We start from the raw sequence: 23,339 nt of genomic DNA, 5'->3' as shown, positions 1-23,339 counted from the left end.
ATTCCAAGTCCACCGAACCTAATTCCTGACACGCCACACTGATTTATTGTTGCTTCACAAAAAATCCCCCATTAAAAAATATTAACAGTTTTCTGTCGAAAAATGTGCGAACGCTGAGCCAATAGGGGACTTGACCGCATAAGCTATAGAAAAATAGAGGAGGATGCAGTATGTTTATTCTCATCGTTGTGATGTTTATTCTCCTTGTTATTGTTGGTCTATTCTACTGAAGGTAGTTCAGATGGAAAATGAACATGTGAGGCGGGGTTCATTGAAAGATGAGGTCCGGTTTTTTTGATACGACATTTTCTTGGATTCTGCAGTATAAATTTATTAGTAAACAGACAAATTGCTTGTTTTTATGTGAAATTGTGAACCATAATTGTCAATGAATTTTTTACGAAATACTTCTTCTAAACTAGTGTTCAGTCGACAAAAAAACCCCGTTCAGAATTTGCCGGAAATGTGTGACAATATAGGTATCTTAATTATGCGAAAGGAAGTGCCTGCTGCGATGCGAAACATCGTTTCTTTCAAATTCAACCCAACGAAACTAAAACTTAATAAGTTCATTGACTTTTATGGATATTGTGCTCAATGGAATCAGAATATTTACGTGTATGGAAAAAATGAAGCGTATAAGGTTCACCGCTTGTCGGAGCTTCTTTCCTTTATATTATTTTCTCATGACGATGAATGCCTGATTGTAATTGAAGGCAGCGGTATTAACGAAACAAAGGAATATATCACAAAGCATTTATCCGGTGTACAGTCCGCTTAAGTAAGCGATTGCGTTATCACCAGGTTTCTAAATGTGTGACAAACTCGTGAATTCCTCTTCCAATATGGTATAGTATGAGTATTGTAAATTCATATTGAAAGGTTAGGAGTTTCATGACGACAATTGAACGTTTAAGGACAGAGCCGATCAGTCCTGACAATGATCCGTGGGAAGCCTATTTTGATATGGAGTACTACGGACATTTGAAACTGACAAATGTAGAATTTACCACAACGACGTTATGCAACATGAGGTGTGAGCATTGCGCGGTCGGTTATACTTTACAGCAACGCGATCCTGATGCTCTTCCGTTGGATCTGATTTTCAAACGTCTTGATGAGGCAAAAGATCTTCACGCCTTAAGCATTACCGGCGGTGAGCCAATGCTGTCCATTAAGTCAGTGAAAGATTATGTGGTGCCCATCTTAAAATATGCACATGAACGTGGCCTCAGAACACAGATTAATTCTAATTTGACGCTCGATCTTGCGCGATACGAACTGATTATTCCTTACTTGGATGTACTTCACATCTCCTTTAATTACGGGAGCTTTCAGGATTATTCAGATATCGGATTTGCAGTGATGGAGAAAAAGCCGAAAATCGCAGCACAGGAATTGTTTTTCAACAGAATGATTGAAAATGCTCGGGAACTGTCCGCACGAGGAGTTCTTGTTTCTGCGGAAACGATGATTAATAAACGGACATTGCCTCATCTGGAACGTATCCATGAACAAGTGGTGGAAATGGGGTGCAGGCGCCATGAAGTGCATCCGATGTATCCAAGCGATTTTGCAAGCAGTCTGCAGTTTGCTTCATTGGATGAGATTCGCTCAGGCATACATCGGCTGCTTGACAGCCGAAATCCGGATGTCTGGATGCTATTTGGTACCTTGCCATTCTATCCGTGCAATAAAAATGAACAGGATCTTGCATTGCTTGAACGTCTCTATAGTGAGAAAAATGTTACCGTGCGCAACGATCCGGACGGACGTTCACGCCTAAACGTTAATATCTTTGATGGAAGTATCATCGTCACAGATTTTGGTGATGCTCCAGGTCTGGGTAATATTCAAACAACAACACTTGAGGATGCGTATCAGCACTGGCTTGACACGCCGCTAGCAAAATCCTTGAACTGTCACTGCCCTGCGGTTAAGTGTCTCGGCCCTAACGTGCTTGTTAAAAATACGTATTACAAAGATGTAGATTTTTCAAAACGAAAATCGCTTATTTCCAGATCGGCAGAAATACATTAAAGGGTACGTAAATTCAAGCAATATAAAAAAGTGGCGTTTTGTCTTGTGTACATTGACAAAATGTCACTTTTTTTCACTGAAATATAGGATCAGTTCTTTATTTGGTAAGGCCAAGTGCCTGTTTTAAATACATTTTCAGGGCTTTGATTTGTTCGGCAACACGAACTGTCTTTTCATCAAGCAAAGTAGCTTCCATTGAGATTCCATCGTTTACATTGATGAAAAAACTGTTGATCGCTTCAAGCGGCTGTTTTGGGGAAAATTCACCGCGCCTTACTCCTTCCTCAAACAAACGAAGAAAAATCGCTTTTCCATTTTCGTAACGTCTGGCTAGATAGTTCCTTCGTTCCTCTGTCCGCCATCCGGTCACAAAATATTCATAGACAACAATAGAGAATGGATCAGAGGCTTCTGACTCCAAGTTTTGTAGGTAATCTTCCAGAGCATCCCACATTTTATCGTGCTCATCAATAAGTTCATTAATGTATTTAATAAATTCTTTATTATTTTTCTCTAAAAGCGCACGGATCATTTCTTCAGTGCTGGAAAAATAGCGGTAGACACCTCCTCGGCTCATCCCGGACGCCTCTACAACATCCTGCATCGTAGTCGGTTCAAATCCTTTTCGGCAAAAAACCGCTTTTGCAGCCTCTAATATATGCAATCTTTTCTGTAAGAAGTGTTCTTCTGATACTTTAGGCAATTTTTTCACCCCGCAAATTCAGTATACATTAGGATGGGGAAATCTTCTAATCATGCTGGGAAAAGGACTCACCTTGCTTCTCGGAATAGATCGTATAGTTGCCGCTGCCTACGTGTTCTGCTGCAGGCATTTGCCGCAGAATCTTCGATGAAAGCCAGCAAATGGAAACAAACAAAAAGGCTACCCCAACACTGAGAAAAATCGGCGTATTACCAAAGAGATGGGCGATTTGACCACCGGAAAGTGAACCCAGGGGCATAGCACAACCCCCGAAACTAATCAGAATCGTATAAATTTGTGCAAGATGTTCTTGTGGTACTGCCTTCTGCATTGCGGAAACAAATAAAATATTCGTCACGCCAATGGCGACCAAACTCGCAGCATATAAAATTAGAGAAAGGGTGTTATTTGCCGTGAAATATGAATAGATCCATGCGACGCTGCTGAAGAAGAAGCAGTTAATTGTCAATTTGCCTAAAGGTATATTTTTTAGTGCTGGTGCAAGTGCTGATCCAACTAATATACCAATGGTTTCTGCAGATTGATAGAATCCATACCATTGGCTGCCGCCTCTATCGGAGGCATAGGCGGGAAGGACAGCATTTAGCATACCCAAGACAAGATTCGCGATAATGGTTGCGGGTATAAAACTCGAAATAAATGAGCTTCGAACAATATTCAACCCTTTAATTAATGATTGTCGGTAGATCCTTAATTCATATAGAAGACCTGTTTTCTCTGGAAGACCTTCCTTCACATTTTCTCCTGATTTTAGATGAATCGTAAAAAAACAAATTGCCCCGCACAGATTGAACACTGCTGAAAAAATGTAAAGAGTCAGTGGATTAAGAAAACCAAGCAGCACACCGACGACACTTGTTGAAATAATTGAAAGCGTTTGATAGGTCACGTTCATCAGTGAATTAGCTGCTGAATACTTTTCCTCATTAACAAAAATCGGAATAAGCGTCATCTCAGCGGGGTTGCTAAACATCGATAGAATCGCAACGATCGGTGTTAGGAAGATGAGTGCCCAGACGTTGTGCCAGGCCGTATTATATAAGGAAAAGGCCGTGACCACCGTAATGATTTGTCCTGCTTCTGTAAGAATCAACAGTTTTTTCTTGTTGAATTTTTCAATGAGTGGACCGACCAAAAACTGCATCATCATCGGCATCAGAACAAGAAAACCGGTTAGTCCCGTATAAAAAGTGTTGCCGGTTAGGTGATAAATAATCCAAATGAGTGAAACATTGTAAAAGCAATTTCCAATCGTACTGAATGTACGGCCTGAGAGCAGCTTCCAAAATTCAGTGGACATAATCATCAACTCCAATAATAAAATGACATCAATGTCGTTATTATAAACGACACTAATGTCATTTTTCAATAAAGATTTAAAAAAAATGTCTCTCGATTGTTGAAAAAGCAGTTTGGAAAGTGATGACATTTGAGTGAAAGAAGTCGAAAAATGTGTTAAGCTTTTTTTAACAAATCGAAAACAGATTGTAAATCTTTTGTGTTCTGTTAAAATGGTTTTTGGGCGCTTTTTTACGGGGAAGCAATCTGGCACAGAATTTTATGGGATTTTTAGGGTCTTCTTTTATTGAGAAACAGATTTTTCAATTCAGGATGGAGAGGTGGACTTTGTGCACTTTTTGTCGAAAAATGACAAGTTTTTGAATATGCTTTCAATTATTTCTCTGAATCTGGAGGAAGCTGCAAAATTCTTTGTTGAAAGCAAAATAAAGAATGAAGCTGACTTGCACGAGTTTTCACAAAAAATGAAAGGATATGAACGCAAGGGTGATTCATATGTTCATGAACTCATTATTGCGTTAAACAAGACATTCGTCACACCGCTGCAGCGCGAGGATATTTTGGAACTGGCAATGAAGATGGATGATGTCCTGGATGGCTTTGAAGAGTGGTCAAATAGACTTGAAATCTACGGCATTTCGCATGCAGATGAATACATGGTTGAATTTGTAGGCTTTCTTTATGAGTCATCCAAAGAAATTGCTCAAGCAATTACATTGATGAGCAAAAAAAACATCTCGGGAATCCGAAACAGTGTAATTAAGATTAATGATTATGAAACAGAGTGCGATGATCTTCTCGTAAAGTGCATTACGAATTTGTTTAAAAATGAAAAAGACGCGATTAAAATTATACAATACAAAGAGCTTTACGAAATGCTGGAAAGTGTTGCTGACAGCTGCGAGGATGTCGCCGACACTTTGGAAACGATCATGATGAGAAACGCCTGACTTTATTGTTATTTGTCTATGAATGGAATGGATTACATAGGCAATTCTTTTCATTTTGTTTCATGCAGAAATGGGATGAAACGAAACGGAAATGTTTTTGAGAAAAAACGCACTCATTTTTATGCGGAAAGGGTTTTATAATCATGGAAAGTTTGTTTGCGTTAACGTTGATGATCGTATTTTTGGCGTTCACGTTCGACTTTATTAATGGTTTTCATGACACAGCCAATACGATCGCTACATCTGTTTCCACACGTGCGCTTCGCCCTAGAGCGGCGATCATACTCGCGGGAGCGATGAATTTTCTTGGTGCGATTACATTTACAGGTGTCGCCCAGACGATCAGCAAAGGAGTCATTGATCCTTTTTCCATTAAAGATGAAACAACAGGATTGATGATCGTGATGGCTGCGCTGATCAGCGCTATTCTATGGAATCTTGCAACATGGTACCTTGGCATTCCGAGCAGTTCATCACATGCAATTATCGGATCGCTCGCAGGTGCGGGTATTTCGGCACTTGGGTTCGGTGCACTAAATTATACAGGATTTCTAGAAATTTTTGAGGCTCTGATTATTTCGCCAATCGCTGCGATTACCATAGGATTTATCGTTATGAAACTGTTCACCTTCCTGTTTCGTAACTTTTCGTTGGTCAAGACCAATCAGCGCTTTCGATTGTTCCAAATCTTTACAGCTGCGCTTCAGTCCTTTGCTCATGGAACGAATGACGCACAGAAAACGATGGGGATCATAACGATGGCGTTAGTGGCATCAAATTACTTGACAAAAGTTGAGATTCCGATGTGGGTGCGTATTGCGGCAGGGATTGCAATGGCGATGGGCACATCATTAGGCGGGTGGAGAATTATTCATACGGTTGGAAGTAAAATTATGAAAATCCAGCCGATTAATGGGGCAGCAGCCGATCTTTCTTCAGCCACAATTATTTTTGGCTTTACTTTTATCCATTTTCCCGTCAGCACAACGCATGTCATTACCTCTTCTATTTTAGGTGTTGGATCTGCAGAACGTGTTAAAGGCGTTAACTGGGGAATGGCTTTAAACATTGTTATTACATGGGTCATTACTTTGCCTTCTACTGCGCTTGTTGCGGCATTCATTTATCGAATATTAAACTGGGTACTTTAATGGGCTCGCCTCTGCGAGCCTTTTTTACTATAGATTTATCATTTGGATTGGATAAGGTTGGGAGATATATGAAGCGGTTACAATGATGGGTTAGAAGAAATAAAAAAGATTTAGGCCGGCCATGGGGCCGGTTGAATCTATTGATAGATGAAGTGTATCACTGTTTCAGAACTGCGCGATTTCACGCATTGGCGAATATTTTTCTTGAATTTCAATAATCATGAGATCGAGTTCTTGGCTGCATCGTAGTGTTTGTTCAGCAAACAGTCCATGTCGTTTGGCTGTTTTTAATAATTCTTGTCTTTTTTGTTCGATCCTTTCCGAATGGATGCAACTAATTTCCTGGGATGTACGTACCTCTGGAAATTCAGACATGAACACAAAGTCCCTCCTGGCGTTGGATAATCTACTAATATTATTTATATTATAGCATGTCTCATTTTTTTGTCTACCAAACGAAGGTCATAGGGAACGTTTGCAAACAAAGCACTATTAAGATCGATCAATGATTATCAGGGGGCTTGCAAATGAAGTTGTCAGACCTTGAATTAATTACTGTTTTATCAGACGAAGGTAATATGAGAAAAGCATCGGAAAAGTTATTTATCTCCCAGCCTGCACTTAGTCAAAGGCTGCAATACCTTGAGCGTGAGTGGAATACCAAATTGTTTGTTCGATCTAAACGCGGGGTAACAGTAACGGCCGAGGGTGAGATTATCGCGGAATTTGCAAAGGAGACTTTGGATCGTGCTGCCGAAACGCGTGCGAAACTTCAGGCCAACGAATCTGAAATCTATGGATCGCTGAAGCTCGCGGTTTCGTCAGTCAACGGACAATATTGGCTTCCTGATGTCTTGAAGGCGTTCGTTGAGCATCATCCTCTTGTGAAAATATCGCTTACTACAGGGTGGTCGAGCGGAATATTGGATCAGATGTATCATGCTGAATGTCATGCAGCTATTGTTCGCGGTACGCCAAATTGGGGCGGAGCAAAGTTGCATCTATTTTCTGATCCGCTTAATTTTGTTGACTCCAAAATCATGTCTCTGAGTGAATTGAGAAAAGAAGAAAGACCTTATATTCAATTTCGAAGTGATTCATCGTATGACCAGATTATTCAGGATTGGTGGCGATCACAAAATTTAAGACTTCCGGTCCGTACAATTATGGTTGATCAAATTGAAACGTGCAAGCAAATGGTCACCCATGGTATTGGTTATGCGGTGCTTCCGTCAATTAGTTTGACAGAGAAAGACCGCGTGAACCGTATTCCATTGCTTGACCGGCAAGGGGCTCCGATCGTTCGTGAAAACTGGCTATTATATGACAAAGAAACCTTGCAGCTGAATCAGGTGCGAGCCTTTGTTGACCTTGTCCGTCATAGACTTTTCTCATGAAATTCGATAATATAACAAGTGAAACGACTTTTGGGAGGGACTTGTATGGAGCAGATGGACGCTTACGAGATTATTTCTTTTCTACAAAATAGTGTGAAAAAAACGCCGGTAAAGGTTTACATAAAAGGTGATTTAGCACCTCTTTCATTTGGCGACAATGTTCGAGCTTTTATCAGTGGCGGGGCAGGAACTTTGTTCGGTGATTGGAAGGACATTGAGCCGGTCCTTATCGCAAACAAGGACAAGATTGAAGACTATGTAGTCGAAAATAACGCGCGTAATTCAGCTGTTCCCTTCCTTGACCTTAAAGGCATTGAAGCGCGTATCGAACCAGGCGCACTGATTCGCGAAAAGGTTGAGATTGGAAAACAGGCTGTCATCATGATGGGAGCGGTTATCAATATTGGCGCAGTTGTTGGAGAAGGAACAATGATTGATATGAACGCTGTTCTTGGCGGACGTGCGACTGTCGGCAAGAACTGTCATATTGGTGCCGGAGCTGTACTTGCAGGCGTTGTTGAGCCACCATCTGCTAAGCCGGTTGTTGTTGAAGATGATGTGCTTGTCGGAGCCAACGCAGTTGTACTTGAAGGCGTGCATATTGGAAAAGGTGCGGTTGTTGCAGCGGGTGCAATTGTAACAAAAGATGTTCCGGAATATACAGTAGTTGTCGGTGCACCGGCGCGTGTATTGAAAACGATTGATGAAAAAACACGTTCAAAAACAGAAATCATGCAGGAATTGCGTCAACTTTAATAAGGTCCGATTTTTCACGGACTTATCGAATCTCCTTTAATTATATACAGGCTAGAACTCGCAAACAGGAAGTGGACGAATCATGGATTATGTTGCAATCAGACGCGCTCTGCATCAGATTCCTGAAGTCGGATTTGAGGAAGTGGAGACGCAGGCTTTTTTGCTGGATCAAATCAGCAGGATGCCACAAGAACGCGTACAGGTAAAAAAGTGGAAAACCGGTTTGCTTGTCAGAGTGTCGGGAACGCATCCGTCAAAACTTATTGGTTTTCGCACAGATATTGATGCGCTGCCAGTGAAAGAGAAAACTGGATATTCATTTCAATCAAGGTATGAAGGCAATATGCATGCCTGCGGCCATGACTTTCATATGACAATCGCTCTTGGCGCATTGGAGAATGTCATTGAAAATCCTGTGAAAGAGGATACACTTTTCATCTTCCAGCCAGCGGAGGAAGGTCCAGGCGGTGCGCTGCCAATGATGGCGAGTGACGAATTTCAATCATGGAAACCTGATTTGATTTTCGGATTGCATGTCTCCCCTGATTTTCCTGTCGGAACGGTGGCTACAAAGGAAGGCATTTTGTTTGCTAATACTTCTGAACTCTTCATTGATTTCTTTGGAAAAGGCGGACATGCTGCTTATCCTCACCTAACGCACGACACAATTGTAGCTGCAAGCCACTTCGTTGTTGGCCTTCAAACGATCGTTGCACGTCGTGTTGATCCGCTTAATTCTGCAGTCTTGACCATTGGCAAAATCAGTGGCGGAACAAAACAGAATATTATTGCGGAACATGCTCGCGTTGAAGGTACAATCCGTACGCTTAACCAGGAGACAATGGCCTTAATCAAGGACGATATTGAACGTCAGGTGAAAGCCATTGAGATTGCCTATCAATGTAAAGGGCAAATTGATTATGGTGCGAATTATTATCAAGTGTTCAATCGCAAAGAAAATGTGGATCCATTCATTCAGTTTTGCGAAAAGAAAGGATTTCCCTATATCATTTGCAACGACGCGATGACTGGTGAGGACTTCGGCTACTTTCTGAAAGAATTGCCGGGCTTTATGTTCTGGCTTGGTGTAGGAAAAACATCAAGCCTTCATTCCGCAGATTTTATGCCTGATGAAGCCGCTTTGGCACAGGGCGTAAAAGTGGTCAGCACATATATCAGAGAAGGCGTCTGAGAAGACTTAATCATCTATTCAAAAAAGCTGGAACGAAAATATATTTTTCGTCCCAGCTTTTTTTATTGTATAGATATACCAAAAAATGAAAAACTAATATGATGTGTTCCGCCAGAATTTTTATCTTTGAAGTGGACAACTTATGGTTAAAAGGAGATGAGTTACTTGATGAGTTCATGCTTTTTGCCGTCTCCAAGCGTATTAATGGGAGAACGTTGGGTATAGTGCTATGATTAAGTATAGAAAAATATAGTTGAACTGGATCATTCATTTGATAATTGTTATTCTAAATGATAATTAAACTATTCATGTATTTTTAATAATTTCTTTTATTAACTAGGATAATATTTATTTTAAATTAATTATTAATTAATATTGACTTAAATATAAACCGATACTATAATAATGACATAGCCTCATGTGATGTGAGGAAAAGAAGCTTATTTTTTCAGGAGGTATTATTAAAATATGGTAGAACGTCTTGTTAGTGCAAAGGCTCCTTTGTTTGATCTTGATTGTGTGAATGCCGATGGTTCTTTCAGCAAAGCAAATCTGGAGGAAAATATTAAAGCCGGCAAATGGACGATCTTTTTCTTCTATCCAATGGACTTCACATTTGTATGCCCGACAGAAATTACTGCTTTTAGCGATCGGTACGACGAATTTGTTGACCTTGGAGCAGATATCATAGGATGTTCAACCGACACGATTTATACACACCAAGCATGGATGAAGACCTCTAGAAGAGAAGGCGGAATTGGCAAGATCAATTTCAGACTGGCAGCTGACCATACACAAGAAGTGGCAGAAAAATATGGTGTACTGATTCCTGAAGAAGGCGTTGCACTTCGAGGCTTGTTTATCATCAGCCCGGAAGGCGATCTTCGTTACTCAGTCGTGAATGACAACAATATTGGCCGCGATGTTGACGAAACACTGCGTGTGCTTCAAGCACTTCAGTCAGGCGGACTGTGTCCTGCTAACTGGCATCCTGGCGATGAAACACTGCACGTTTGATTTGCGGTAAACTGAAATAGAGTAGAACAAAATTGTTCATCGTGTTCGACAGAAAAATGGGACGTTAGTCGTCCTGTTTTTTTGTCTTTTTTTTGTCTGTATTTACAAGAAACGTTGATTAAAGTTTCTGGAATTAAATGTGTGAGACGTTTTTCGCACCCATACAATGCACTTCTTGGGCTGTAAGGCTAACGATCTTTTTTACATTAGAATGAATTTTCGCTTTTAATCGAGCGAATGGCTTGTTGTCTGCGCTCATTCTGTTAGAATGGTATCTATTGCAGAATAGATAAAGTATTCCGTTTCATGAATTAGGAAGCGGAATAATAGGGGGAGGTAGTTCAAGAAAGTGGATATTTTTAAAAGGTTGAAACAGTTTTATTGGCCAGACAGGAAGTACTTGTTCGGATCTATTTTATTTCTCATTTTGGCCAGCGGCATCACCATCGTCTATCCGATCATTTTGCAGCTGACCATCGACCAAGCAGTGATTCATCAAAATCTATCACTTGTTCCGGTTTTGTCACTTGGTTTTGTCGTAATCATGGCGATAAAAGGCATTTCAAGTTACTACAGCCAGTATTGGGGAGACATGTTCGGCGTCAGCTCGGTATTCAGACTGAGAAAAGCGCTGTACGAAAAATTGCAGTATCTCCCATATCATTATTATGACAATGCGAAAACTGGTGATCTGATGTCTCGACTGACAGCTGATGTTGAAGGTTTCCGTTTTTTTCTGTCTGCCGGATTCACTCAGCTAGTCAATTTTGTCGTATTGGTTGGGTTCAGCATTGTGCTAATGTTCTATTACTCTTGGGAATTGGCCCTCGTTACCTTAGCAATGACTCCTTTTCTTTGTGTCAGTGTTTTTCGTTTTGATAAACGCGTGCATCCTGCATTCCGAAAAATCCGCCTTTCGCTGGCCAGCATGAATACTCGTGTTCAGGAAAATATTAGCGGCATGAACACGATTAAATCACTTGGCCGTGAGGACTTTGAGATCAATCGTTTCTCTGAAAGCAATGACACATACAGGACAAGAAACTTGGTGACTGCTAATATCTGGGCAAAGTATTTTCCGCTCATGGAGTTGATCGGGGACATCAGTGTCGTTATCCTGCTGGCACTTGGCGGTTATTTTGTTATGGACGGGCGGCTCGCGCCGGGGGCGCTGGTCGCTTTTTTCAGCCTTGTCTGGTACATTATGGATCCTTTGATGAACCTCGGATTCATGATCAACACCTTTTCACAGTCAAAAGCGTCGGGCGAGCGTTTGTTGCAGATTCTTGACGAGCAAAGCGATCTTGCGTCGCCACAAGACGCCTTTAAAAAAGAACGTCTAGATGGCCGTGTCGCTTTTCACGATGTGTCGCTTGTCTATCCGAATGAAAAAACGGCTGCGCTTGAACATATCTCATTTGAAGCAGAAATTGGGAGTGTCACTGGGTTGATGGGGGCGACAGGATCAGGGAAATCAAGCGTTACCCAACTCATTGGCCGTTTCTATGACGCGACAAGTGGTGAGGTGCTGATCGATGGATGTCCTGTGAAATCATATGATTTGAAATCCCTCAGAAAAAATATTGGTTTTGTGCTTCAGGAGAATTTCCTGTTTTCTTCAACGATTCGTGATAACATCGCTTATGGCCGACCTGAAGCAACTATGGATGAGGTGATTCAGGCAGCAAAACGGGCGGAAGCAGATGAATTTATTAAAAAACTGCCTAATGGCTATGATACAGTGCTCGGCGAACGCGGCATGGGTCTTTCAGGCGGGCAGAAACAGCGAATCTCAATTGCCCGCGCACTACTGATCAATCCAAGTATACTTATTCTGGACGATGCTACGAGTGCTGTTGACATGCGTACGGAAGGTTTAATCCAAAAGGCGTTCAGAGAACTAATGAAGGGGAGGACAACATTTATTATTGCCCACCGGATTTCTTCTCTGCAGATGGCCGATCAAATTCTTGTGCTTGAGCATGGCAGAATTATGGAGAGAGGCACTCATGAAGAGCTGGTCGCTAAAGGCGGTATCTATCGGCGCATTTATGATATTCAATATCAAGATCGTGATCTTGTGAAACAGCAAAGTATATATGGAGGGGGGAATCGGTAATGGCTGGTGGAGCAGCAAAAGAACGCTTTTTCTATCCTGAGGATCGCGTCATTGAAAAACCGTTTAACTGGAAACAGTTGGTGCGGTTATTGAACTATCTAGGGCCTTATGTGAGAACTCTGATTCCTAAAGCGATCGCTGCGATGGTTATCACTACAGCTGTGCGGCTGATCATTCCGATTATCATTGGTGTTTACGCGTTTGACCGTGCCATCGCCAATAAAAATTATACACTCCTTTATTGGCTTGTTGGTATCACAGGTGTGCTGTATTGCGTATCATTCGCCAGTAACTGGTATCGGATCAAAACAACGAACGAGCTTGGGCAATATGTCATTCATGATTTGAGAGAAAGTTTATTCAACCATATTCAATATCTGTCACATCGTTTCTTTGATTCGAGATCCGCCGGTTCTATACTTGTCCGGATTATTAATGATGTGAATTCGATGCAGGATCTGTTCACAAACGGTGTTATCAATACGCTTATGGATATCGCTACGCTAATCGGCATTTTTGTCATCTTGTTTGTACTTAGCCCACCGCTTGCGATCGCTGTGTTGCTTGTCATTCCGCTCATGTTCTTTATTTCAACAAAACTGCGGCGCAGCATTCGCCGTGCATGGCAGAAAGTACGCATGAAAATGTCAAAACTGAATTCTCATTTGAACGAGAGCATTCAGGGAATTCGCGTTACCCAGTCCTTTACGCAGGAAGAGGAGAACAGGGCCTATTTCAATGGAGTCAATATAGAGAATTTTCTGGCGTGGAAAGAGGCGACACGCAAAAACGCAATGTTCCGTCCATTCGTAGATCTTTCCAATGCTGTTGGCTCTGCTATATTAATTTGGTTCGGCGTGTTTCTTATTCATCAAGGATCAATTGAGATCGGCACATTTGTGTCATTTGCGTTCTATCTAGGCATGTTTTGGGGACCAATTTCACGTCTCGGGCAAGTGTACAATCAACTGCTTGTTGCAATGGCTTCGTCTGAACGTATTTTTGAATTTCTTGATGAACAACCGAATGTGCCAAATAAGAAAGATGCTGCCGGTATGAAAAATGTTCGTGGCACGATTGACTTTGATGATGTTGAATTTAGTTATAACGCGACACGTAAAGCACTTAAAGGCATCTCGTTTCATATTCCTGCTGGCGAGACATGGGCACTGGTCGGCCACACAGGTTCGGGAAAAACAACGATTGCCAATTTAATCAGTCGATTCTATGACGCGACTGCTGGCCAAGTACGATTTGATGGAATTGATGTAAGGGACATTGATTTGCGTGAACTCCGCGCAAGTGTTGGCACGGTCATTCAGGAAACCTATGTCTTCTCTGGAACGATCATGGACAATATCCGTTTCGGGAAACCAAATGCTTCGGATGAAGAGGTCATGCATGCCGCGAGAGCGATTGGCGCAGATGCTTTTATACAAGGATTGCCTGATGGCTACCATACCGAAGTCGAAGAACGAGGAAATATCCTTTCGGTAGGTGAGCGTCAGCTGCTTTCCTTTGCGCGTGCGCTGCTCTCTGATCCGAAAATTCTTATTCTTGATGAAGCGACAGCGAGCATTGATACAGAAACTGAAGTAGTTATCCAAACCGCGCTAAAACAATTATTAAAGGGGAGGACATCCATCATTATCGCCCATAGGCTATCCACAATCCGAGATGCAGATCATATTGTGGTTTTGAATGAGGGAGAAATTGTGGAACAGGGCAATCACCAGCAGCTGATGGAGCTACGAGGCAGATATTTCGATCTGGTGCTCAGCCAATATAATGCTCTTGATGAAATTTCCTAATAGATTTGGATTAAACTATAGAGATGCAACCTTATCGCGGCTGCACCTCTTTTTTTATTTCTATTTTTAAAGTTGATTGGAAGCGATTATACGTGTCCATTTATCAGGGGCTGTATTAACGTTAACATGCAATACAGGCTTTCGAAAAACATGTGATGTAAAGTTAATGAAGTTCGCCTGCACTTTGGTATAATAATGAGGCGGGTTCTATAAAGAGACTTTGCCTCGCGGACTGGAGAGAAGCAGATCATGGCGCAGCAATTGACCTTGATCATTCTTTGGATCGTTATATATAGTTATATGATCGCAGCATCGATTGATTTCGGTACTGGATTTTATCTTTTTTACGGGCAACAGATCAGGCACTGGGATCACCTTTATGCACCATTGCAGAGTTGGCTTTCGCCGCTATCCGAAGTGATGAATATTTGTTTTGTGCTGCTCTTTGCTGCAGTGCTCAGTCTATCACCTGAAATTATCCTTAATTTTCAAACGCCGCTTGTGTTTTGCGGGATTCTCGCTATTGTTTTAACGGTAGCAAAGGGTACATTTTATGCGTTGGCTGAATTGCTTACGAATGGGAAAAAGACAAAAAGCATTTTCTTAGCAGGGAACGGCGTGATTGGTGTGTTTATTCCGGCTGTTCTCAGCATTGTTCTAGTCATCAGCGAAGGCGGGTTTTCTGATGATGGAACTGGGAATATTCATCTTTTTATCCTTCACATGTTTTCTAATTTCTACTTTTGGTGTGTAATGGTTATCGCTGTAGTGAGTATTTTTTACATAAGTGCCATGTATCTTGTTCATTTTGCCTCTGTTTCCGTGAATCCTGCGCTTACCGCTCATTTTCGGAATGTGGCGCTTTTTTGGAGCATGCCGACGGTATTGGCAAGCGGCATGGTCTTTCTAGGACTTGAACAACAGAATCCGGAACACTTTATGCGCACCTTGGACGCTTCATGGCTCTTCATGTTATCACTTGTTTGCCTTCTTGGCGCTGTTACACTTGTTTTTCTAAAAAGATACAAATCGTTTTTTATTTTAGTTATGATGCAATATTTCTTTGCATTGATTGGATATACCTTATCTCATTTTCCGTACTTAATTTATCCTGATATTGTCATGGATCAGCACTTGGCAGATTGGGCACAATCAGGATGGTTTTTAATTATTGTTCTGGTTGCCGCGCCGCCGTCTCTAGCTGCTTTTTTAGCGATCCGATTGCGTACCGTACTGCGCAGCGAGACACTTCGAAAAACGGATGATAAATGATGACATCGAGCTCAAAATATCTTATTTGAATAATTTAAAAGGCACAGCGGACAGATTAAACTGTTTGCTGTGCCTCTTTATTTATTCATTGAGAGTAAGAGTTATTTGTTGCTTTCTACCTGCTTGCTTGCTTTTTCATCAACTTCCATGATAATCGGTAGAATCATTGGTTTGCGCCTTGTACGCTCATAAAGGAATGGCGCCAAAATATCTGTGACTTCGCTTTTGATTTCGGACCATTGCAATTTATCACGCTGGATCACTTCTTGAAGACGGGAAGCGAGAAGGCTTTGAGCTTCGTTAATAAGATCACCGGATTCACGCATGTAGACGAATCCACGTGAGATAATATCCGGACCAGCCAAAATCTTGTGTGCTTCAATGTCAGCGCTCACAACGACAATGACCAATCCTTCCTCGGAAAGAATCTTGCGGTCACGAAGCACAATGTTGCCAATATCACCGATTCCGCTGCCATCAATATATACTGAGCCGGATGGAATTTTTCCGGTAACGGTGGCTGAATTTTGATCAAGTGCCAGCACATCGCCGATGTTCATGATAAACGAATGGTCATAAGGGATGCCGCAAGCGTGTGCCGTTTCGACATGCTGTTTCAGCATACGGTATTCACCGTGAATCGGCATAAAAAATTTCGGCTTGAGTAAACGAAGCATCAGTTTTTCTTCTTCTTGTCCGCCGTGTCCTGAGGTATGGATATTGCTTAGTTTGCCATGGATGACGTCGGCACCAGCTCTATAGAGTTGGTTAATTGTCCGATTTATGCTGACCTTATTTCCTGGTATCGGGGAAGAAGAGAAAATAACTGTGTCGCCTGGCTGGATCTGAATCTGACGGTGAGTGCCATTTGCGATTCGAGACAACGCCGCCATTGGTTCGCCTTGGCTGCCGGTACACAGAATCGTTACTTGCTGATCTGGAAGATGGTTCAGCTGTTGGTGATCTATAAACGTGTCTTTAGGCGCTTTGACATAGCCCAGTTCCTCGCCGATGGTAATAGCCGCTTCCATGCTCCGCCCAAACACGGCGATTTTGCGGTTTGTTTCAACAGAAGCATCCACTACTTGCTGAAGACGATGAATATTTGAGGCGAATGTGGCGAATATTATTCGGCCGTTTACTTTTCGGAAGATGTCTTTGATATTATCGCCGACTTCGCGTTCGGTCATTGTGAAACCGGGAACCTCAGCGTTTGTGCTGTCCGACATGAGGCAGAGAACGCCTTCTTTACCAATTTCCGCCATCTTTGTCAAATTGGCTATCTGACCGCCAACCGGCGTAAAGTCAAATTTAAAGTCCCCTGTTTCAACAATATTCCCCTGTGGTGTTTTGACGACCACACCATAAGAATCAGGAATGCTGTGGGTTGTTCTGAAGAAGCTGACGGATGTTTTCTGAAACTTGATTACATCGTCTTCTGTGATTTCATGAATAACCGTCTGCCTCAGAAGATTGTGTTCATCGAGTTTGTTGCGAATCAATCCTGCAGCCAGTTTGCCTGCATAAATCGGAATATTGACTGCGCGAAGCAAATAAGGGACGCCGCCGATATGATCTTCATGTCCGTGTGTGATGAACAAGCCTTTAATTTTATCAGCATTTTTCACCAAATAGCTGTAGTCAGGGATAACGTAATCGATGCCCAGCAGCTCGTCTTCAGGAAATTTAATACCGGCATCGATAACGATAATTTCATCCTGAAACTGAACAGCATAGGTGTTTTTGCCGATTTCGCCCAGTCCGCCAAGGGCGAATACGGCAGTTTGATGGTTTTTAACAAATTTCATATGTTTATATCTTCTCCAATTTAAATTCGGCAGACTTTTTTTCATAATCGAGAAATTTTCCGGTCAAAGGCTGAATAAATTCAACATTATATGGCTTGTCTGCAAGTTTTTTGCGCACATCGCGCACATCGCTGGCTTCAAGATAAAGCGTTTCCGTCTGTTCGCGAACCGGAACCTCATCTTTTGATGCCTGATACAATACTTTATAAATCATAATACATGCTCCCTCCAAAAAAATTGATTCTAAAGTTCATTATATATGAAATGCCGAGCTTTTTCACTGTCTAGCTCCGTTTCATGCTTAATTCAGAAGAATTGATCAATAATCCATATCATTTCGCAACAATCAATGGTCAATGTTAGCTTTAACCAACCGAAAAAATTCATACTTGCACAACAAACTTTAAGCATTAAACTGGTATAATGAATTATGTTATTGCAAGATAGGGGTTGCAACATGACTTTTAAGGAGGAATTATGAGTTGTCTGCACCAAAAATAGTGTTTTTTGATATTGATGATACGCTTTACGACCAGAATAAATCAGTACCGGATTCAACTGCAGAGGCGATACATACGCTTCAGAGCAAAGGCGTGATCACCGCGATCGCAACGGGCCGCTCTCCGTACATGTTTCAAGAACTAAGACGTCGCTTGGATATTCACTCGTTTGTCAGCTTCAATGGATCTTACGTTGTCCATGAAGACATTCCTGTATATAAGAATCCATTGTCAAGATCAGTTTTGAAAGCGCTCATCTCGCGTACGGAAGATTTAGGCTGGTCACTAGCCTTAGTTAATGAAGCACAAATGAAAATGAATGGTGATGCTTCTGAAAAAGCACGTGAAAGTATTGCAAGTTTAAAATTGCCGATGTCTTTTCCGGATCGTGACCCTCACTTTTATGAAAATTACGACGTGTATCAAGGTTTACTTTTCTATTCAGCAAATGAAGACGCGGATTTTCTTAATCAGGACCCCCTGGATGTCTTTCGTTATGTGCGTTGGCATGAATTCGGTGTCGATGTAATCCCGGGCAATGGATCGAAGGCTGCAGGAATCAAACAATTGTTGAATAAGCTGAATTTGAAGCCGGAAGATGCATGTGCATTCGGAGACGGGAATAACGATGTCGAAATGCTTTCCTATGTTGGTACCGGAATTGCGATGGGGAACGCAGTGGATGCTGCGAAAAAATCCGCCGACTTAGTAACAACTTCTGTTCATCAAGATGGTATTTATCATGGGCTCAAACAAATAGGCTTACTGTAATAGAGGGTGTTTGCAAAGTCTGGGAAAAAGTAAGAAGGATCATCTGTTAATCTTGTTCCTTTTTGTCCTCCTTTTCGAACAGCCTGTAATAAAATTAGATCAATAGAAAAGAGCCGCAGATCCGCGGCTCTTTTCTATTGATCAGTAGACATCTTCTTCAGCCACGTGATCAGGTATTTTAAATGGATCATCTTTATTTATATGGTCATAAAATAGAATACCGTCCAAATGATCGATTTCATGTTGAATCGCTACGGCAGGATAGCCTTTCAACCTCAATGTTACAGGGTGTCCGTCGATATCAAATGCTTTTACCTTAACCCGGGCATGGCGAGGTACAAATCCGGGAACATCTCTGTCAACTGACAGGCATCCTTCGCCGCCTTCTAGATACGTATTTTCAACCGAATGGCTGATGATTTTTGGATTGAACAGCATGTACTCATAATGCTTGCCATTCTCATCATCTAAATACAACGCGATCATTCGTTTACTCATAGCGATTTGAGGCGCAGCGATGCCTATACCTGCGCGCAAGCCATACTTTTTCGCGATTTCTTCGTTTTGGCTGTTTTTAAGGAATTCCAGCATTTTTCTCAGTGTATCCTTTTCCTCATCGGAAGCCGGAAGCGGCACATCTTTAGCAACTTGTCTAAGAATGGGATTACCTTCCCTAATAATATCTTCCATCGTAATCATGAATAGAGCCACTCCTTCAACCTTTCAAGTGAACAGAACGTCTGGTCACTTATTATTATCTCTGCTTATAGTGTATCATTAAAATCATCGAATGTTTACTGAACCGTTTAAAACGTTCTTGCTTTCCATCGACAAGGTGTAAGCCTTTAGTTTGACTTCATTGAACGAGGTATTATAAACTGAGTTTAGTGAAGCGCTATATTCACTTAACTGCTCTAATCGGTTAGGCTTCCGCGGTTGTTTGGAATGGAAAATGGAAGGAAGCCGACAGGATCCTTGATTTTTTGGAAAAACCTTTTTACTGAAAGCGCTTTAGTGACATTTGTCTCTTTGTTAAAAATGAAAGAAAACATGCATACTGATGGGAAGAGGTGAGGGACTTGCCTGTAAACTATTCTGGAAAGATCGAAGACTTTTTTCCGACGTTACGTATTCTTGATACGCAAGGGCACGTCGTGAACAATCAAAAAAAACCTGAATTGACGGACGAACAATTAAGAGAATTAATGTGGCGCATGGTTTATACAAGAATATGGGATCAGCGCGCACTTTCATTAAATAGGCAAGGAAGGCTTGGTTTTTACGCGCCGGTCGCAGGTCAGGAAGCTTCAATGCTGGCGAGCGAATACGCGATGGACAAAGGAGACTGGCTGCTGCCTTCATATAGGGATATTCCACAACTTGTTTGGCATGGCATGCCGCTTTATAAAGCATTTCTCTATTCAAGAGGGCATTTTGAAGGTGGTCAGTATCCAGAAGCATTGAATGCCGTCATGCCTCAAATTATTATTGGGGCACAGTGCACGCAGACTACGGGTATCGCGCTTGGTCTCAAGAAAAGAGGCAAGGCGCAGATCGCGTTCTGCTACTTTGGTGATGGTGCGACGTCTCAAGGCGACTTTTATGAGGCGATGAATTTTGCGGGGGTTTATAAAGCTCCGGCTGTGTTTATTTGCCAGAACAACCGTTTTGCCATCTCAGTTCCTGTTGAAAAACAGACAGCGACACAAACATTGGCACAAAAAGCGGTTGCTGCCGGAATACGCGGCATACAGGTTGATGGCATGGATCCGCTGGCGGTATATGCTGCAGCCAAAGAAGCACGTGATTATGCGATTGCCGGTAATGGTCCGACATTAATTGAAACGTTGACATACAGGTATGGGCCGCACACGATGGCTGGAGATGATCCAACACGTTACCGTACCGATGAATTGACCGGCGAATGGGAGAAGAAAGACCCGCTGATCCGTTTCCGCTACTATCTGGAACAGCTTGGCCTCTGGTCGAAAGAAGACGAAGAGCAAGCGGCAGATCAAGCAAAAGAGGATGTAGCCAAGGCATTGAAACAAGCAGATGCAGTTCCGAAGCAAAAGGTGACGGATTTGCTCAGTTTTATGTATGAACAACCTACACAGAATGTAAAAGAACAGCTGACAGAGTACAGCGCACGGGAAGGGGATCAGCGATGACACAGAAAACGATGATCCAGGCGATAACTGATGCACTGAGAACGGAACTACGCAACGATGAGAACGTCCTTGTCTTTGGTGAGGATGTAGCAAAAAACGGAGGTGTATTCCGGGCCACAGAAGGACTTTATGATGAGTTTGGTGAAGAACGTGTATTTGATACACCGCTTGCAGAGTCTGGAATTGGCGGACTTGCTTTGGGACTCGCTCTCCAGCAGTACAGACCGGTAATGGAAATCCAATTTTTTGGTTTCGTATTTGAGGCGATGGATAGTGTTGCCTCACAGCTTGCCAGATTGAGATATCGTTCCGGTGGTGTCTATCATGCTCCGGTCACCATCCGTTCGCCATTTGGCGGAGGTGTGAAAACACCGGAACTCCATGCGGATAATCTTGAAGGCCTGTTCTATCAGTGCCCAGGTCTAAAGGTCGTCATCCCATCAAATCCATACGATGCCAAAGGACTGTTAATTTCTGCAATTCGAGACAATGATCCGGTTGTTTTTCTGGAACACATGAAATTATACCGTTCGTTCCGAGAAGAAGTACCAGACAATGACTATACAATTGAAATTGGAAAGGCGAATGTCGCACTAGAAGGTAAGGATATTTCAATTATTACCTATGGCGCGATGGTGCGTACAGCGCTGAAGGCTGCAGAACAGTTAAAGAAAGATAAAATTGACTGTGAAATTATTGATTTGCGCACGATTAGCCCTCTTGATGTAGAAACAATCGTTTCGTCCGTAAAGAAAACAAATCGCGCGGTTGTCGTTCAGGAAGCTCAGAAGCAAGCAGGCATCGCTTCACATGTCATTGCCGAGATCAACGATCGAGCATTGCTCTATCTTGACGCGCCTGTTGGCAGAGTCAATGCTCCGGACACCGTTTTTCCCTTTGCGGCTGCTGAGGATGTCTGGCTTCCTAACGAAAAAGACATTATTAATAAAGTAAAAGAAACGCTAAACTTTTAATCATGAATAATGATTGGTTCCTTGGTCTGCGAAAAAAAATCGCGGATATAGTTTAATGTAACCGTAATAAGTTATGTCCAAGGAAGTGAAGGAGAGTGAACGCCGTTGGCCTATTTGTTTAAATTGCCGGATATCGGTGAAGGTATTCATGAAGGCGAAATACTTAAATGGTTTGTGAAACCAGGAGACACCATCCGTGAAGATGATACCTTAGCGGAGGTTCAAAATGATAAAGCGGTTGTCGAGATTCCTTCGCCTGTCAATGGTAAGGTACTGGAACTTAATGCCGATGAAGGCCAGATTGTTGAGGTCGGCACTGTAGTTATCACATTGCAGGCGGATGGCGCGGATAATGAAGCGGACACTGCTCAAGAAGAAGATATTCAATTCGCGGCGGCTGATCAACTAGATGAAAAGGAAGGATCAACTGCTGAAGTGAAAGAACAATCCGGAGCGAAAACCGGTGATTTAGTAATTGCTATGCCATCCGTACGGAAATATGCGAGAGATAAAGCTGTCAATATTCAATTGGTTAAAGGTACCGGACGTAATGGTCGAGTGCTTAAGGAAGATATCGACAGAATGCTTGCAGCGCCTGCTGAAACAGAAGCGCAGCAAGTGACGGAAAAATCGTCAGAATTAGAAGAGTCTCATGAAGATCGTGACGGAATTTCTGAAATTCAAGGCTTGGAAACAAGAGAGAAATTTATCGGCATCCGGAGAGCGATTGCAAAGGCAACTGCACATTCAAAGCAGACGGCTCCTCATGTGACATTGATGGACGATGTCGATGTATCAAGATTGGTTGCACATCGAAAGTTATTTAAAGAGGAAGCACAGGAGATTGGTGTAAAACTAACCTATCTCCCATATATTGTAAAGGCGTTAGTTGCCGCGTTGAAGGAATATCCAATAATTAATGCCTCACTTGATGAAGAGCATCAGGAAATTATTTATAAAAAGTATTATAACATCGGCATTGCCACGAATACGGATGCCGGACTGGTTGTTCCAGTCATCAAGCATGCAGAAGGCAAATCGATGTATGAGATTGCTCAAGACATCCAGCAGTTTGCAGAAAAAGCGCGTGCCGGAAAGTTGACCTCAGAGGATATGAGAGGCGGAACGTGTACAATTTCCAATATCGGTTCGGAAGGCGGGCAATGGTTTACGCCAGTAATTAACCAACCTGAATCCGCCATTCTCGGAGTCGGAAGAATATCTGAAAAAGCCATCGTTCGTGATGGCCAGATTGTTGCCGCACCTATGCTTGCTCTGTCTATGAGTTTTGATCACCGTCTGATTGACGGCGCGACAGCTCAAAGGGCAATGAACAAAATAAAAAGGTTGTTATTTGATCCGCAACGCCTTATTTTGGAGGGGTAGA

At 42.2% G+C, this 23,339-nt stretch carries 21 protein-coding genes and 1 pseudogene; 16 read left to right on the top strand and 6 right to left on the bottom strand.

Annotated features, from left to right (window positions below):
• Positions 1-164: 164 nt before the first annotated feature.
• The 3 genes and pseudogenes from P343_RS36630 to yfkAB all read left to right on the top strand — a co-directional run.
• Positions 165-230: pseudogene (locus P343_RS36630) on the top strand (YjcZ family sporulation protein); the annotation flags it as partial.
• Between the two features lie 260 nt (positions 231-490).
• Positions 491-781, top strand: a complete 291-nt coding sequence (locus P343_RS22790) for a hypothetical protein (RefSeq protein WP_236620316.1) — start codon at positions 491-493, stop codon at positions 779-781.
• 113 nt (positions 782-894) lie between these two features.
• On the top strand, positions 895-2,040 hold the full coding sequence (yfkAB, locus tag P343_RS22785) for a radical SAM/CxCxxxxC motif protein YfkAB (protein ID WP_023509039.1): 1,146 nt from the start codon (positions 895-897) through the stop codon (positions 2,038-2,040).
• A gap of 97 nt (positions 2,041-2,137) precedes the next feature.
• Here the strand turns inward: yfkAB and P343_RS22780 are convergent, their stop codons facing one another.
• Both P343_RS22780 and P343_RS22775 read right to left on the bottom strand, forming a co-directional pair.
• Positions 2,138-2,743, bottom strand: coding sequence for a TetR/AcrR family transcriptional regulator (locus P343_RS22780; protein WP_023509038.1), 606 nt, complete (start codon positions 2,741-2,743; stop codon positions 2,138-2,140).
• A gap of 46 nt (positions 2,744-2,789) precedes the next feature.
• On the bottom strand, positions 2,790-4,064 hold the full coding sequence (locus P343_RS22775; RefSeq protein ID WP_031263612.1) for an MFS transporter: 1,275 nt from the start codon (positions 4,062-4,064) through the stop codon (positions 2,790-2,792).
• Positions 4,065-4,392: 328 nt separating this feature from the next.
• Here P343_RS22775 and P343_RS22770 point away from each other — a divergent pair, with 328 nt between their 5' ends.
• Both P343_RS22770 and P343_RS22765 read left to right on the top strand, forming a co-directional pair.
• Positions 4,393-5,013, top strand: coding sequence for a DUF47 domain-containing protein (locus P343_RS22770; protein WP_023509036.1), 621 nt, complete (start codon positions 4,393-4,395; stop codon positions 5,011-5,013).
• A gap of 143 nt (positions 5,014-5,156) precedes the next feature.
• A complete protein-coding gene (locus P343_RS22765) occupies positions 5,157-6,164 on the top strand; it encodes an inorganic phosphate transporter (RefSeq protein ID WP_023509035.1) in 1,008 nt (335 codons plus the stop codon).
• 165 nt (positions 6,165-6,329) lie between these two features.
• Here the strand turns inward: P343_RS22765 and P343_RS22760 are convergent, their stop codons facing one another.
• A complete protein-coding gene (locus P343_RS22760; protein ID WP_023509034.1) occupies positions 6,330-6,539 on the bottom strand; it encodes an aspartyl-phosphate phosphatase Spo0E family protein in 210 nt (69 codons plus the stop codon).
• Positions 6,540-6,691: 152 nt separating this feature from the next.
• Here P343_RS22760 and P343_RS22755 point away from each other — a divergent pair, with 152 nt between their 5' ends.
• The 7 genes from P343_RS22755 (at position 6,692) to P343_RS22725 (ending at position 15,728) form a co-directional block, all read left to right on the top strand.
• Positions 6,692-7,561 (top strand): LysR family transcriptional regulator, encoded by an 870-nt coding sequence (locus P343_RS22755; RefSeq protein ID WP_023509033.1) that lies wholly within the window; start codon positions 6,692-6,694, stop codon positions 7,559-7,561.
• 45 nt (positions 7,562-7,606) lie between these two features.
• Positions 7,607-8,317 carry a 2,3,4,5-tetrahydropyridine-2,6-dicarboxylate N-acetyltransferase gene (gene dapD / locus P343_RS22750; RefSeq protein WP_023509032.1) on the top strand — a complete coding sequence of 237 codons (711 nt, stop codon included), beginning with the start codon at positions 7,607-7,609 and terminating at the stop codon, positions 8,315-8,317.
• An 82-nt stretch (positions 8,318-8,399) separates the two neighbouring features.
• Positions 8,400-9,509 (top strand): N-acetyldiaminopimelate deacetylase, encoded by a 1,110-nt coding sequence (locus tag P343_RS22745; RefSeq protein WP_023509031.1) that lies wholly within the window; start codon positions 8,400-8,402, stop codon positions 9,507-9,509.
• A 468-nt stretch (positions 9,510-9,977) separates the two neighbouring features.
• Complete coding sequence (locus P343_RS22740) at positions 9,978-10,526, top strand: peroxiredoxin (protein ID WP_023509030.1); 549 nt, start codon at positions 9,978-9,980, stop codon at positions 10,524-10,526.
• Positions 10,527-10,875: 349 nt separating this feature from the next.
• Entirely contained in the window at positions 10,876-12,645 is a 1,770-nt protein-coding gene (locus P343_RS22735) for an ABC transporter ATP-binding protein (RefSeq protein WP_023509029.1), read from the top strand.
• Positions 12,645-14,456, top strand: coding sequence for an ABC transporter ATP-binding protein (locus P343_RS22730; protein WP_023509028.1), 1,812 nt, complete (start codon positions 12,645-12,647; stop codon positions 14,454-14,456). Before P343_RS22735 ends, P343_RS22730 begins: the two co-directional genes overlap by 1 nt.
• 249 nt (positions 14,457-14,705) lie before the next feature.
• Positions 14,706-15,728, top strand: a complete 1,023-nt coding sequence (locus tag P343_RS22725; RefSeq protein WP_023509027.1) for a cytochrome d ubiquinol oxidase subunit II — start codon at positions 14,706-14,708, stop codon at positions 15,726-15,728.
• A gap of 101 nt (positions 15,729-15,829) precedes the next feature.
• Here P343_RS22725 and rnjA read toward each other — a convergent pair whose 3' ends face one another.
• Together rnjA and P343_RS22715 are read right to left on the bottom strand one after the other, a co-directional pair.
• Positions 15,830-17,536: a ribonuclease J1 gene (gene rnjA, locus P343_RS22720; RefSeq protein WP_023509026.1), complete on the bottom strand. Its 1,707-nt coding sequence runs from the start codon at positions 17,534-17,536 to the stop codon at positions 15,830-15,832.
• A 4-nt stretch (positions 17,537-17,540) separates the two neighbouring features.
• Positions 17,541-17,750 carry a DNA-dependent RNA polymerase subunit epsilon gene (locus P343_RS22715; protein WP_023509025.1) on the bottom strand — a complete coding sequence of 70 codons (210 nt, stop codon included), beginning with the start codon at positions 17,748-17,750 and terminating at the stop codon, positions 17,541-17,543.
• Between the two features lie 268 nt (positions 17,751-18,018).
• On the opposite strand from P343_RS22715, the gene P343_RS22710 reads away from it, so the two are divergent.
• Positions 18,019-18,807 (top strand): Cof-type HAD-IIB family hydrolase, encoded by a 789-nt coding sequence (locus P343_RS22710; RefSeq protein ID WP_023509024.1) that lies wholly within the window; start codon positions 18,019-18,021, stop codon positions 18,805-18,807.
• A gap of 141 nt (positions 18,808-18,948) precedes the next feature.
• Here P343_RS22710 and def read toward each other — a convergent pair whose 3' ends face one another.
• The gene (gene def / locus P343_RS22705) at positions 18,949-19,506 is read right to left on the bottom strand and encodes a peptide deformylase (protein ID WP_023509023.1); all 558 of its coding nucleotides are present in this window, start codon (positions 19,504-19,506) and stop codon (positions 18,949-18,951) included.
• Between the two features lie 371 nt (positions 19,507-19,877).
• On the opposite strand from def, the gene pdhA reads away from it, so the two are divergent.
• From pdhA to P343_RS22690, 3 genes are all read left to right on the top strand, one after another.
• Positions 19,878-20,978 (top strand): pyruvate dehydrogenase (acetyl-transferring) E1 component subunit alpha, encoded by a 1,101-nt coding sequence (pdhA, locus tag P343_RS22700; protein WP_031263611.1) that lies wholly within the window; start codon positions 19,878-19,880, stop codon positions 20,976-20,978.
• A complete protein-coding gene (locus P343_RS22695) occupies positions 20,975-21,952 on the top strand; it encodes an alpha-ketoacid dehydrogenase subunit beta (protein ID WP_023509021.1) in 978 nt (325 codons plus the stop codon). The genes pdhA and P343_RS22695 overlap by 4 nt, the downstream gene beginning before the upstream one ends.
• 105 nt (positions 21,953-22,057) lie before the next feature.
• On the top strand, positions 22,058-23,338 hold the full coding sequence (locus tag P343_RS22690; RefSeq protein WP_023509020.1) for a dihydrolipoamide acetyltransferase family protein: 1,281 nt from the start codon (positions 22,058-22,060) through the stop codon (positions 23,336-23,338).
• The last annotated feature ends 1 nt before the right edge of the window (position 23,339 follow it).

The sequence above is a fragment of the Sporolactobacillus laevolacticus DSM 442 genome, from assembly GCF_000497245.1.
Taxonomy (GTDB): Bacteria; Bacillota; Bacilli; order Bacillales; family Sporolactobacillaceae; genus Sporolactobacillus; species Sporolactobacillus laevolacticus.
The sequence above is the reverse complement of the archived record's forward strand: the minus strand, read 5'-3'. Positions and strand labels throughout refer to the sequence as shown.